Source organism: Catenulispora acidiphila DSM 44928 (genome assembly GCF_000024025.1).
Taxonomy (GTDB): domain Bacteria; phylum Actinomycetota; class Actinomycetes; order Streptomycetales; family Catenulisporaceae; genus Catenulispora; species Catenulispora acidiphila.
The window spans coordinates 4,967,900-4,981,334 of sequence record NC_013131.1; the positions used below are offsets into that span (position 1 = coordinate 4,967,900).

Sequence of the window (13,435 nt, forward strand, 5' to 3'; positions counted from 1 at the left end):
ACATACCGGGCGGTCGGTCTGTGACCGGGAAGTGGGAAACTTCATGACCTTCAACCTCGCGACGATCCTCCGCGAGTCGCGGCTGGCCTCTCCGGGCAAGCCGTTGTGCCACAGCCAGCAGGCGACGCTCACCTACGAACAGGTCGACGAGGCCTCGGGCCGGATGGCAGCCGCGCTGCTCGCGCTCGGTCTGCGCCGCGGCGACCGGGTCGCGGTGCAGCTGCCCAACCTGCCGGAATTCATAGTCAGCTACTTCGGGATTCTGAAAGCCGGGCTGATCATGGTCCCGCTGAACCCGTTGCTGAAGGGGCGCGAGATCGCCTACCACCTGCGCGATTCGGGATCGACGATCCTCGTGGCCTTCAGCCTGCTGGCGGCCGAGGCGGTCGCAGGAGCCGAAGAAGCCGGCGGTACCGCGGTCTACGTCGTGAGCCCGCCCGGGCACGACCAGATCCCGCCCGGCACGAAGCCCTTCGCCGAGCTGCTGGACGCCGCCGACACCGGCGACATCGCGCCGACCAATGCCGACGACACCGCCGTGGTCCTCTACACCAGCGGAACCACCGGCAAGCCCAAGGGCGCCGAGCTGACCCACTTCCAGCTCTACATGAACTGCACCGTCTCCGGCGACCTGTTCGGCATCCGGCCCGACGACGTGAGCCTCGCGGTCCTCCCGCTGTTCCATGTCTTCGGCCTGTCCAGCGTCCTGAACGTCGCCGTCCGCAACGCCGGCACGATGGCGCTGGTGCCGCGCTTCGAGATCGAACCGGTCCTGGACGCGATGGAGAAGCACCGCTGCACCATCTTCTCCGGCGTCCCCACGATGTACTTCGCGCTGCTGCACGCCGACACCGCCGAGCGCGACCTGTCCGCGCTGCGCGTCGGCTGCTCCGGCGGCGCGCCGATCCCCGGGGAGGTGATCCGCGCCTTCGAGGAGAAGTTCCCCGGCGTGGTGATCCTGGAGGGCTACGGCCTGTCGGAGTCGGCGAGCACGACGACCTTCAACATCAGCGCCGAGCAGCGGAAGGTCGGCTCGATCGGCAAGCCGGTGTGGGGTGTGGAGACCCGGGTGGTCGACGACGCCGGCCGGACGCTGCCGCCCAGGCCCGAGCACGTCGGCGAGATCGTCATCCGCGGCCACAACATGATGAAGGGCTACTGGGGCAACCCCGAGGCGACCGCCGAGGCGGTCCGCGACGGCTGGTTCCACACCGGCGACCTCGGCTACGCCGACGAGGACGGCTACTTCTACATCGTCGACCGCAAGAAGGACATGGTCATCCGCGGCGGGTTCAACGTCTACCCGCGGGAGGTCGAAGAAGTCCTGTACACCCATCCGGCGATCGCCGAGGCCGCGGTCATCGGGCGCGCCGACGAGCGGCTGGGGGAGGAGGTGGTGGCCTACGTCGCGCTCAAGGCCGGGGCGCACGCCGATGAGCAGGACGTGATCGCGTTCTGCCGAGACCGGATGGCGCCCTACAAGTATCCGCGCGAGGTGCGCTTTCTCAGCGCTCTGCCGGTCGGCCCGACCGGAAAGATCCTGAAGAAGGAACTGCGGGCGTGAGCGCCGCCCGCCGGTAGCAGACCTGGCAAGACCGGTTTCTCCACCAAGCGAAGGAGCATCTGTGTCTAGCATCGCCGCTGACGCCGCACCGGGCGTCCTGAACCGCCTGTGGCGCCGCGATCTGGCCGCCTATCCGGAGTCCGCGCGCCGCTACGCCTATCTGGGCATCGTCGTGCTGACCACCATCGTCCTGTACTACCTGCTCTACATCCAGTACGCGGTCGCGACGTCGATCATCACGCACTACCACATGACCTTCACCTACTTCGTCTGGATGTCGGTGATCGGCAACGCCGTCGGCGCCGCCTCCTCGCTGCTGGCCGGGCTCGCCGACCGCTGGGGGCGGGCGAACCTGGTGGTCTACGGGCTGCTGGTGGCCGGCGTCCTGGTCATGATCCTGCCCAGCACGTCGAGCAAGGGCGCGTTCCTGGCGCTGTTCGCCGCGCTGTTCTTCGTCGAGGGCATCATCCTGGTCGCCACCCCGGCGCTGATCCGCGACTTCTCCCCGCAGCTGGGGCGGGCCACGGCGATGGGCTTCTGGGCGATCGGACCGGTGGTCGGCAGCCTGGTGGTCACCACCGTGACCAGCCACACGCTGGACAGCTCGACCTGGCAGGACGAGCTGCACTACTCGGGCATCAGTGCCCTGATCGTCTTCGTGGTGGCGCTGTTCGCGCTGCGCGAGCTCTCCCCGCGGCTGCGCGACCAGATCATGGTCAGCATGCGCGACCGGGCGCTGGTCGAGGCGCGTGCCCGGGGCATCGACCCGGAGCAGGAACTGACCGGGCACTGGCGTCAGATGATGCGCCCGGGCATCGCCGGTCCGGCGTTCGCGATCAGCGTGTACCTGCTGCTGTACTACGCGCTGGTCGGCAACCTGGTCATCTACTTCTCCTCGGTCTACGGCTACAGCGAGCAGCGCGCCAACGCTGTGGCGAACTGGTACTGGGCGTCCAACGCCGTCTCCTTGGTGGTCGCCGGGTTGATCTCCGACCGGCTGAAGGTCCGCAAACCCCTGATGATCGTGGGCTGCGTCGGCACGATCACCACCACGGCGGTCTTCGCCCTGCTCGCCACGCACGCGCACACCGGCTACTACACGTTCGCGATCGTGTTCATGATCGGCGGCGCGCTGGCCGGCGTGACGTACGCGCCATGGATGGCGGCGTTCACCGAGACCGTCGAGGAGCGCAACCCGGCGGCCACCGCGACCGGGCTGGCCGTGTGGGGCTGGATCCTGCGCGTGGTGGTCGCGGTGTCGGCGGCGTTCACGCCGGTGGTGGTGACGTCGGTGACGCCGGTCGTGGACCACGGCGCCGAGGTGGCCGCCGCGCAGGCGCAGGCCGGACCGGCGCTGGCGATCATCGCCCAGCACCCGGCGACCTTCGCCGAGCTGGCCAAGTACCCGCCGGACCCGGCCGCGATCCCGCCGGCCGTGCTGGCGCAGGCGGTGTCCCAGGTGGGCCTGGCGAACCTGCAGACGGTCCAGCAGGCGCAGCCGGAGATCGCGATCCTGCAGGCGCACGGCACCGAGGTCGCCAAGGCGGTCAAGGACGGTCCGCACCAGTGGCAGACGTGGTGGTGGATCGCGCTGGCCGGGCAGGTCGTGTTCCTGCCCTTCGCGGCCGCCATGCGCGGGCGCTTGAGTCCGCGCAAGGCCCGCGAGGACGCCGAGGCGCATGCCCAGGCGGTCGAGCGGGAGCTGGCGAGGTTGCAGGAGGCTCCGGCTCAGTGAGCTGATACGAGCTTCGTGCGCTGATACGTCGACGGGCCGCCCTCACGCTGAGTCTGAGGACGGCCCGTCGACGCGATCACGGGGTGTGTATCAGACCACGACGGTCACACCGCGAACAGCCAGAACCACTGCGTCTGGTCCCCGGTGTTACAGGGCACCGTCGTGAGCCACTGCGCGGAGCCCTTGCTCGCCAGACAGGTCCCGCTCTGCTGGTTCTTCAGCACGCCGTAGTTCGCGTGGCCGGGGATGCTGGTGAAGGTCCAGACCTGGAACGGCGCGGTCAGATGCGCCTTCAGACCGGCTACCCCGTTCCAGTCATCCGAGATGTCGACGTCGGCGGAATTGTGCTCGTCCACCTGAAGGACCTTCGTGCCGGCGCTCTCGGGCTTGTCGTTGGACTGGATGACCATCGTGCCGTCCGAGTAGCTCCAGACGGTCCAGGTCTGGGCGTTGGAGTGGTTGGTGGGCCAGATGTCCACCTGCTGGCCGTCGTTGAACTTGTCCATGTTCAGGTCGACCGAGGCGTTGGCCGAGTAGTTCAGGATGTTGGTCGTCTTGCGCTGGGTCGGCGGCTGCGGAGGCGCCGGGGTCTTCGACGGCGGCGGAGCGGCGGCCTTGGACGTGGAGGCCGGCGGCGGGGCGACGGACTTGGAACTGCTCGGCGGGGGCGGCGGCGCGGCCGAACTCGTCGTCGGCTTCGGCGACGGGGTGCTGGAAGGCGCCGCCGGCGTCGGCTGGATGACGATGACCGTCGGCGCGGTCGCGGCGGCCGGCTGCGGCGAGGCCTGCGCGCTGGTGGCGAAGGACGGATGGATCCCGAACCACAGCGCGAGGATCGCCGCCGCGGCGGCTGCGAAGAACATCAGCAGCCGCTGGAGCCAGCGGGGAAGCAGTGCCGATTGCAGGTAGGTGCCCTGAAGGCTGACCGGCTGCCCCAGTCCTGAGGGGGTGACGGTGACGTTGTATTGGTGCTTTGCCTTGACGCCGAACCACAGCAACCGCCCCGGGCGGACGCTGAATTTGCTGAACTGCGCGCGTCCCGGCTGCAATCGCAGCGCTGCGGTGCGGATGTCCACTTGCAGGTTGGAGTTGGTCGAGGTGGTCGACACCGCTGCGCTCGTGACGACGTTGCTGTAGTTGTCGACGGCGAGGCGGACCTTGCCGCGATGCCAGCCGCGCGTGGTGGACGGCAGGAGCTCGGCGCGCAGATCGGCGAACTCTGCGATACGCAGCACGCCTTCGATGGCGAAGGTGTTCTCGCGGCTCTCGCGCGGCGTCACCTTCACCGCGTACGGCTGCGGGCCCGCCTGGGCCTCGGCGCTGCGCGGCGGCGTGAACGTCAGCTGCGCGGTGCCGGTCGTGCCGGGATACAGGCGCAGCGTCTGCGGCTCGATGCTTCCCCACTGCCCGGGGTCGCCGGTCGCCTGCAGGTGGTACTCCTCGACGATGTCGCCGGTGTTGCGCACGGTGATGGTCACCGTGGTCTCGGCACCCGGTTCGACGTCCGCCGTCACCGGGTTCAGGTCAACCCACACGAATCGCAGCTCCCTGCCAGCCTGCGCCCGCGTGCCAATGCGCGGGCGGCCCTGACCTGAAACCTTACGGGCCGGTCAGAGCAGGTCGATGCCCCTGACGGGAATCCCGGACCCAAGGCACTGCCGGTGCCGTCCGTACGGGCAGACGGCAGTGCCCTCGCGTCCGCCGATCAGAGGGCGAACAGCCAGAACCACTGGTTCTTGTCCCCGGTGTTGCACGGCGCCATCGTGAGATATTGCCCCGAACCCTTGCTGCTCAGGCAGGTCCCGGTGTGCTTGTTCTTCAGCACGCCGTAGGCGCCGTTCGGGTTGTCGGGGTTGTCCGGGACGGAGGTCAGGGACCAGTCCTGGTAGTCGCCGGTCAAGTGCGCTTGCAGGCCCTGCACCCCGCCCCAGTCGTCGGAGATGTCGACGTCGGTGGGGCTGTCCGGTTCCACCTGCAGGACCTTCGTGCCGGCGCTGTCCGGCTTGTCGGTGGACTGGATGACCAGGTTGTAGCCGTCTTCGGGGTACAGCCAGACCGTCCAGCTCTGGGCGTCGTTGTGCAGGGTCTGCCAGAGCTCGACCTGCTGGCCGTCGGTGAAGTTGCTCTGGTACAGGTCGACCGAGGCCTTGCTCGCGAAGTTGAGGATGTTGGTCGTCTTGATCTGTGCCGGCGGGGTCGCGGGCTTGGAGCTGGACGCCGGCGGCGGGGGAGCGGCCTTGGAGCTGGACGCGGGCGGCGGCGGGGCGGCCTTGGACGTGGACGCCGGGGGCGGCGCGGCGGCCGAACTCGAGGGCGCCTTCGGCGTCGGGGTCGGTGTCGGCGTCGGGCTGCTGGACGGGGACGAGGGCGGCGTCGGCTGGATGACGATCACGGTCGGCGCGTTCGCGCTGGTCGGCTGGGGTGAGGCTTGAGCGGTGGTGGCGAAGGAGGGGTGGATGCCGAACCAGAGCGCGAGGATCGCCGCCGCTGCGGCTGCGAAGAACATCAGGAGCCGTTGAAGCCAGCGGGGAAGCAGCGCCGATTGCATGTACGTGCCCTGAAGGCTGACCGGTTGTCCTAGTCCTGAGGGCGTGACGGTGACGTTGTACTGGTGCTTTGCCTTGACGCCGAACCACAGCAGCCGTCCGGGGCGGACGCTGAACTTGCTGAACTGCGCGCGTCCGGGTTGCAGGCGAAGGGCTGCGGTGCGGATGTCTACCTGGAGGTTGGAGTTGGTCGAGGTGGTCGACACCGCGGCGCTGGTCACCACATTGCTGTAGTTGTCGACGGCGAGGCGGACCTTGCCGCGATGCCAGCCGCGGGTCGTCGAGGGCAGGAGTTCGGCGCGCAGATCGGCGAACTCTGCGACGCGCAGGACGCCTTCGATGGCGAAAGTGTTCTCGCGGTCTTCGCGCGGCGTCACCTTCACCGCATAGGACTGCGGCCCGGCTTGTGCCTCTGAGCTGCGGGGCGGGGAGAAGGTCAGCTGCGCGGTACCGGTGGTGCCCGGATAGAGGCGCAGCGTCTGCGGCTCGATGCCGCCCCAGCGAGCGGGATCGCCGGCGGCCTGCAGGTGGTACTCCTCGACGATGTCGCCGGTGTTGCGGACGGTGATCGTCACCGTCGCTTCAGCGCCCGGTTCGACGTCCGCCGCCACCGGGTTCAGATCAACCCACACGTCCGCTGCTCCCTAGCCCGCCCCGCGCCCGCCCCGCGTGGTCGGGCGACCTCGACCGCGCACCTTACGGGCCGGTCAGAGCCGGTGGACGCCGGTGTTGAGGTTCACGGTCCCAGGGCACTGACAGCGCCGCCCGTTCGGGCAAACGCCAATGCCCTCGCGTCCGTCCGTGCGGACCTACCGGCCGGGAGCGGCCGTCGCCCACTGTGGTGGCTGAACTTTTTTGCCCGAGTACGGTTTTCGACCCGAGTACGGTTTTCGAGGAGCATCGACCATGCCGACATATCTGTCGCCGGGCGTCTACGTGGAAGAGGTGGCCAGCGGCTCGCGGCCCATCGAGGGCGTGGGTACCTCGGTCGCGGCCTTTGTCGGCCTCGCGCCGCGGGGCGCGCTGAACGCGCCGACGCTGGTCACCAACTGGTCCCAGTACGTCGCGGAGTTCGGTGAGTTCACCGAGGGCTACTACCTGGCGCACTCGGTGTACGGGTTCTTCAACAACGGCGGGACCGTCTGCTACGTGGTCCGCGTCGGCGGCACCGAGGGCGGTCTGGCCGGTCCGGGCAGCGCCGACGGCCGGACCGGGCGGGGCGTCAGCGCCGGGCACCGGGGCGTGGTGACCGGCGCCGAGCGCCAGGCGCTGACCGCCGGCGAGCCGGTCAGCCTCGGCGGCTTCAAGGTCGGCGCCGCCTCCGGCGTCTCGGGCCAGGTCTCGGTCGAGGTCGCCGACGTCCCGGCGGGCGAGGGCGACAAGGGCGCCGACGCCGGCGACCGCTTCCGCCTCGTGGTCAAGGTCGACGACAAGGTCGCCGAGACCTTCGACGTCTCGGCCAACAAGAAGGCCGGCCGCTCCTACGTCACCACCCAGGTGCGCGAGCGCTCGAAGGTCATCATCGTGGAGGAAGCCGGCTCCGGCACGCTGGCCCGCCCGGAGAACCAGACCGTGCAGGTCCCGACCGCGGCCGCCGGCGGCGCCCCGGCCGGCGCCGAGGTGGCAGAGCCGGTGTCCACCGGCTCCTACATCGGCGACTCGGCCGACCGCACCGGCTTCGGCGGCCTGGAGGCGATCGACGAGATCACCATGGTCGCCGTCCCGGACCTGATGTCCGCCTACCTGCAGGGCACCATCTCCGAGGAGGAGGTGAAGGCGGTCCAGACCGCCTTGATCGGGCACTGCGAGCTGATGGGCGACCGGGTCGCGATCATCGACCCGCTGCCGAACCTGAACGCCCAGCAGATCCGCACCTGGCGGCAGACCGGCGCCGGCTACGACTCGCACTACGCGGCGATGTACTACCCGTGGATCCGGGTCTTCGACCCGGCCGCCGGCAAGTCGATCGCGGTCCCGCCGTCCGGCCACATGGCCGGCGTCTGGGCCCGCAGCGACGCCGAGCGCGGCGTGCACAAGGCGCCCGCGAACGAGATCGTGCGCGGCGCGGTGGACCTGGAGCTGCAGATCACCAAGGGCGAGCAGGACCTGCTCAACCCGATCGGTGTGAACTGCATCCGCGCCTTCCCCGGCCGCGGCATCCGGGTCTGGGGCGCGCGCACCCTGTCCTCGGACCCGGCGTGGCGCTACCTGAACGTCCGCCGCTACTTCAACTACCTGGAGGAGTCGATCCTCTCCGGGACGCAGTGGGTGGTGTTCGAGCCGAACGACCAGGCGCTGTGGGCCCGCGTGCGCCGCAACATCTCGGCCTTCCTGGTCAACGAATGGCGCGGCGGCGCGCTGTTCGGCTCCCGCGCCGAGGACTCCTTCTACGTCAAGTGCGACGAGGAGACCAACCCGCCGGAGTCGGTGGACGTCGGCCGCGTGATCTGCGAGATCGGCATCGCCCCGGTCAAGCCCGCCGAGTTCGTGGTCTTCCGCCTGGCGCAGATCTCCGGCGGCGGCAGCGAGCTGGAGGAGTAGGCGACAGCCCGCACCGACTTTCGACCTCTTATCAACCGCAGCAGCGCCGCACCGCAGCGCATTAAAGGAATCGGATCACCATGGGTTTGATGAACGGCGACTCCGCCGCCGCGCACAACTTCGCCCTCCAGATCGACGGCGTGCAGGTCGAGTACCTCGCCGAGGTCGGCGCGCTCCAGCTGGAGCAGGACGTGATCAAGCACGTGCAGAACAACCCGCAGGGCAAGCCGGTCGTCCGCATGATGCCGGGCATCTCCCAGGGCGGCACGGTCTCGGTGACCCGCGGCCAGACGCAGAGCTCGTCGTTCACCAACTGGATCAACGAGTCCCTGGCCGGGAACATGGGCTCGGCGCGCAAGAACGCGACGATCATCTACATGGACTACATGAACAACCCGATCAAGCGCTACGACCTGCGCAACGCCTGGTGCTGCAAGGTCGAGACGGCCGGGACGAAGGCCGGCGAGGCCCAGGTGCTGACCGAGCAGGTCACGATCACCTTCGAAGAACTGGTCATCGCCTGATGAAGCGTTCCCTGCCGGGGGGTGCGGCGGTGGCGCCGGGGGTTTCGGCTTCGGTTTCGGCGGCCTCGGCGGCTTCGGCCGAGGCCGGGGCGGCTGTCGGCGTCATCGACGGCGCTCCGGCGGCGCCGACCGGTCCAGCCTCGGTTCCGACATCGCCGTCCAGCGTCGACACCCTCCGCACGGAATTCGAGTTCGAACTCCCGCGCGGCTACGTGGACGACGCCGGCGTGGTGCACCGCCGCGGCTCGATGCGGCTGTCCACGGCGCGCGACGAACTCGTGCCGCTGCGGGACGTCCGCGTCCGCGAGAACCCGGCCTACCTCTCGGTGGTCCTGCTCGGCCGGGTGATCACCCGCCTGGGCACGCTGCCGATGGTGCACGACGGCATCGTGGAGAACATGTTCGCCTCCGACCTGGCCTTCCTGCAGGACTTCTACGAGCAGATCAACGCCGAGGGCCACACCCTGGCCTCCGTGACGTGCCCGAACTGCGCGCAGGACTTCGAGATCGACCTCGGCGGGAGCCGCCTGGGGGAATCGTGACGTACGCGGCCGACCAGCTCCGCGACGAGGTCGCGTACGTCGCCTACCACTTCCACTGGGCCCTGGACCAGATCCTCGACCTGGAGCACGGCGACCGGCGCGCCTTCGTGACCGGCATCGCCGGCCTGAACGCACGCGCAGCGGAGGAGTGAGCCGACCCGATGGGGATCTTCTCGCGGCGAGGGCGGGGTGGGGTTGATGCTGATGCGGTGTCTGGCATGAGCACTGGTGGCTCGGCTTCGGGCACTGCTTCGGCGGCTTCGGGTACGGTCGCCGGTGCTGTCACGCCTTCGCGCGCGGCAGTCGTGCAACGACGCGAGTGGGCAGCCGTGCCGACGATGCGAGGTGTCAGCCGTCCCGCTGCGGGCGGTGTATCGGAGTCGGACTTCGGCGCGCGCCTCGCGACGTGGCAGAACCCTTCGTTCCAGCGCGAGCCGCGCCGCCAGGTCCGTACCGATGCGCCACACGGCCGCCTGGTCGCACGCGCGATCGCCCGAACCGGCGCCCCCGACTCACTCGAACTCCCCGCACTGAACCTCCCCCTGACCACGCCGGTTCAGCGAAGCCTCGAGGAGCCGGACCCCGCGGCGGCACCGATCGTGCAGCAATCGGCGATCCGCACACCGAAGCCGCCATCCGCATCCGCAGCGCGCACCACCCCCACCCGAACAGCTCGACCACGACTGACGGCCGCGCCCGATGCCATTCAGCGGAGCACGCCACGACGGCAGACGCCGAACCCGCCGACGACGACCAAGCCCCTCCTCGGAGCCGGCAAGCTCGCGGGTAAGGCGGACGCACCGGCGGTGCAGCGCGCGAGCCGCCCCGAGCCGGTACGCCCGGTCTTCCGCCGCGATACGCGCCGAACTCCAACCGCCGACGCGATCCAGGACTCGGCGATGCGGGGTTCGGCTACTGGTGCACCGATCCAGCACACGCAAGCTGCCGATTCTTCGGCGATCGCGACCCCGGCCCAGAATCCAGCAGCGACGTCACCGATGGCTGACCCGGGCCCGCGATCGGCCATCGATGCGCCGATCCAGAGAGCCACAGCCACACCCGCGAGCCCGCCAACCGCTGGCCCGGTTCAGCCGGCGGGAGTCGGTGCGCCGATCCGGCGGGCGACTGCCGCCGGATCGGTTTCGGGTCCAGTGGCGCCATCGCCGATCGCGGATCTGAGCGAGGCTTCTGCAACTGCTGGCCATCAGCCGGTTCAGCGCTCCGCTGCCAACGCGCCGAGCCAGAGTGCATCAACCGACTCGCCGACCTCAGCTCCGAGCCAGAGTGCATCAACCGACTCGCCGACCTCAGCTCCGAGCCAGAGTGCCGCAACCAACTCCCTGACCGCACCTTCGATCCAGCGCGCGGCAGCCAGCTCGCCCACCGCGAACCCGATCCAGCGCACGGGAGCCGGTTCGCCGACCGCGACTCCGATCCAGCGCGCGGCAACCGGCTCTCCGAGCGGGGCGGGGATGGAGAGCACGGCAGCCAGCTCACAGACCGCAGCTTCGAACCAGGGTCCCGCAACCGGCTCGCCGACCAGGACTCCGAACCAGAAGGCGGCAGCCAGCTCGCCGACTGGGGCTCTGAACCAAGGTGCCGCAGCCAGCTCGCCGACCGCAGCTCCGATCCAGCGTGCCGGAGCCGGTTCGCCGACCGCAGCTTCGAACCATGGTTCCACAGCCAGCTCGTCGACCGCAGCTGCGAATCAGAGTGCGGCAGCCAGCTCGCCGACTGGGGCTCCGAGCCAGGGTTCCGCAGCCAGCTCGTCGACCGCAGCTCCGATCCAGCGTGCCGCAACCGGCTCGCCGACCGCAGCCCTCAACCAGGGTGCGGCAGCCAGCTCGCCGACCGGGGCTCCAAGCCAGGGTCTCGCAGCTAGCTCGCCGAGCGGGGCTCCGAGCCAGGGTCCTGCAACCGGCTCGCCGACCGGGGCTCCAAACCATGGTTCCGCAGCCAGCTTGTCGAGCGGGGCTCCGAGCCAGGGTCCTGCAACCGGCTCGCCGACCGGGGCTCCAAACCATGGTTCCGCAGCCAGCTTGTCGACCGGGGCTCCGAATCAGAGTGCTGCAATCGGCTCGCCGACCGGGGCTCCGAACCACGGCTCCGCAGCCAGCTCGTCGACCGCGGCTCCGATCCAGCGGGTGCGAACCGGCTCGTCGAGCGCGGCTCCTATCCGGCGTGTGGCGACCGGTTCGCCGAGCGCAGCTGCGACGGAGAGTGCGGCGGCCAGCTCGCGGGCCGCAGCCCCGATCCAGCGTGCGGCAGCCAATCCGCCGAATGCAGCTGCGATCCCGGGCGTCGCTACCGGCTTACCTAGTGCGGCTCCGATCGAGAGTGGAGCAGCCAGCTCGCCGACCGCAGCTCCGATTCAGCGCGCGGCGGCCAATTCGTCGGGCGCAGGTGCGATCGAGAGTGCGGCGGCCAGCTCCTTGGCAGCGACTCCAATTCGGCGCGCGGCGGCCAATGGGCCGGGTGCGGGTGCGGGTGCGAGCGAGGGCGCCGCGGCCGGTTTGTCGAGTGCAGCTCCGATTCAGCGTGCGGCGGCCGATCTGCCGAGTGCAGGTGCGGCGGCCGGCTCGTCGACGGCAGCTCCGATCCAGCGTGCGGCGGCCAATTCGTCGGGCGCAGGTGCGAGCGAGGGTGCGGCGACCGGCTCGCGGGCCGCAGCCCCGATCCAGCGCGCAGCAGCCAATTCGCCGAGCGCAGCTCAGAGCGAGGGTGCGGCGGCCAGGTCGTCGACTGCGGCTCCGATCCAGCGTGCGGTAGCTAATCGGTCGGGTGCAGGTGCGAGCGAGGGTGGGGCGGCTGGCTCGCAGGCCACAGCTTCAATTCAGCGCGCCGTGGCTGATCTGCCGAGTGCAGGTGTGACCGAGGGTGCGGCGGCCGGCTCCTCGACCGCGACTCCGATTCGGGGCGTGGGAAGCAGCTCGCCGAGCACACCTCCGATCCACCGTGTGGCTAGCGGCTCGCCGATCGCTGCCCCGATCCGGCGCGTGGCAACCAACTCGCCGACTGCGGCTCCGATCCAGCGTGTCGCAACCGGGACGTCTATTGCAGCTCCGACCGAGAGTGGGGCAGCAGGCAGCTCATCGACCGCTGCCCCGATTCAGCGTGTGGCAAGCAACTCGCCGACTGCGGCTCCGATTCAGGACATGGCAGGCAGCTCGCCGAGCGCCTCACCGACTCAGGGTTCAGCGTCGTCGGCCGCAGACTCGAGTCAGCCTTCAGGCGCGCCTGTTGCGAGTCCAGTTCAGGGAAGCGCTTCGTTGGGCGCCACCCCGATCCAGCGTGTGGCATCGACTGGCGCACCGGCTCAGGGCTCGGTAATAGGGTCGCCGGGCGCCATCTCGGTTCAGCGAGCGGCATCAGCTGCATCCCAGCAGCGCGCCCCCGAAACCCGCGTACAACGCGCCGTCCCCATCCACCGCCCCGCCTCGCCGACGGCCACGCCGCTGCCGCTCCCGATGGCGTTCCGTGCTCCGGCTGCGCCGCCAGCGCCGCCGATTCAGCGTGCGGGGGCCATGACCTCGTTCCTTGCCGCCGCCGCGAACGGTCAGGCGCGGGATACGCGGCAGCGCTTCGGTGACTCCGTTGATGACCAGGTGGGTGGGTTCACCGACAAGATTGCCGATATTCGTGATGCTGCTTCGCTTATTCGGGATCCTTCGCAGTTGGGGCAGGTGGTCAAGCAGCGGGGGATGGAGATGTTTGCTGAGCACAATCCCATTGTGGGGGGTTTGCTTGGTTATTCGGGTGGGGGGCAGGATTCTGGGTTTGGCGGGCGTGGCGGTGGTGGTCGGGGGCGGGGGCGGGGTGAGCATCAGGAGATGGAGCAGCTTGCTGAGAAGCTGGTTGCTCCGTTGGCTCGGTTGTTGCGGACTGAGTTGCGGATGGATCGGGAGCGGATGGGGCGGTTGCGCGATTCGGGACGTTGATTCAGTTATTTGGCCGCTGCGTAGGACGAAGAGGATTGACGAACG

General features: G+C 69.6%; 11 protein-coding genes. 7 read left to right on the forward strand and 4 right to left on the reverse strand.

What is annotated here, in order from left to right:
• Positions 1–43 precede the first annotated feature (43 nt).
• Positions 44–1,564 (forward strand): long-chain-fatty-acid--CoA ligase, encoded by a 1,521-nt coding sequence (locus CACI_RS21660; protein ID WP_015792972.1) that lies wholly within the window; start codon positions 44–46, stop codon positions 1,562–1,564.
• Positions 1,565–1,625: 61 nt separating this feature from the next.
• Positions 1,626–3,299 (forward strand): MFS transporter, encoded by a 1,674-nt coding sequence (locus CACI_RS21665; RefSeq protein WP_015792973.1) that lies wholly within the window; start codon positions 1,626–1,628, stop codon positions 3,297–3,299.
• A 104-nt stretch (positions 3,300–3,403) separates the two neighbouring features.
• Here the strand turns inward: CACI_RS21665 and CACI_RS45895 are convergent, their stop codons facing one another.
• A complete protein-coding gene (locus tag CACI_RS45895) occupies positions 3,404–4,834 on the reverse strand; it encodes a lipase chaperone (protein ID WP_015792974.1) in 1,431 nt (476 codons plus the stop codon).
• 170 nt (positions 4,835–5,004) lie between these two features.
• Complete coding sequence (locus CACI_RS51355) at positions 5,005–6,477, reverse strand: RICIN domain-containing protein (protein WP_015792975.1); 1,473 nt, start codon at positions 6,475–6,477, stop codon at positions 5,005–5,007.
• 274 nt (positions 6,478–6,751) lie between these two features.
• On the opposite strand from CACI_RS51355, the gene CACI_RS21680 reads away from it, so the two are divergent.
• The 4 genes from CACI_RS21680 (at position 6,752) to CACI_RS51360 (ending at position 9,604) form a co-directional block, all read left to right on the forward strand.
• Entirely contained in the window at positions 6,752–8,386 is a 1,635-nt protein-coding gene (locus tag CACI_RS21680; protein WP_015792976.1) for a phage tail sheath family protein, read from the forward strand.
• A gap of 80 nt (positions 8,387–8,466) precedes the next feature.
• Entirely contained in the window at positions 8,467–8,910 is a 444-nt protein-coding gene (locus CACI_RS21685; protein ID WP_015792977.1) for a phage tail protein, read from the forward strand.
• On the forward strand, positions 8,910–9,452 hold the full coding sequence (locus CACI_RS21690) for a hypothetical protein (RefSeq protein ID WP_015792978.1): 543 nt from the start codon (positions 8,910–8,912) through the stop codon (positions 9,450–9,452). The genes CACI_RS21685 and CACI_RS21690 overlap by 1 nt, the downstream gene beginning before the upstream one ends.
• The gene (locus CACI_RS51360; RefSeq protein ID WP_015792979.1) at positions 9,449–9,604 is read left to right on the forward strand and encodes a DUF6760 family protein; all 156 of its coding nucleotides are present in this window, start codon (positions 9,449–9,451) and stop codon (positions 9,602–9,604) included. The genes CACI_RS21690 and CACI_RS51360 overlap by 4 nt, the downstream gene beginning before the upstream one ends.
• A 1,061-nt stretch (positions 9,605–10,665) precedes the next feature.
• On the opposite strand, the gene CACI_RS21695 is transcribed toward CACI_RS51360, so the two are convergent.
• Together CACI_RS21695 and CACI_RS21700 are read right to left on the reverse strand one after the other, a co-directional pair.
• Positions 10,666–11,133 (reverse strand): hypothetical protein, encoded by a 468-nt coding sequence (locus CACI_RS21695; protein WP_041540395.1) that lies wholly within the window; start codon positions 11,131–11,133, stop codon positions 10,666–10,668.
• Between the two features lie 378 nt (positions 11,134–11,511).
• Positions 11,512–11,724, reverse strand: coding sequence for a hypothetical protein (locus tag CACI_RS21700; RefSeq protein ID WP_041540396.1), 213 nt, complete (start codon positions 11,722–11,724; stop codon positions 11,512–11,514).
• 1,252 nt (positions 11,725–12,976) lie between these two features.
• Here CACI_RS21700 and CACI_RS21705 point away from each other — a divergent pair.
• Positions 12,977–13,390 carry a hypothetical protein gene (locus CACI_RS21705; protein WP_041540397.1) on the forward strand — a complete coding sequence of 138 codons (414 nt, stop codon included), beginning with the start codon at positions 12,977–12,979 and terminating at the stop codon, positions 13,388–13,390.
• Positions 13,391–13,435: the final 45 nt, after the last annotated feature.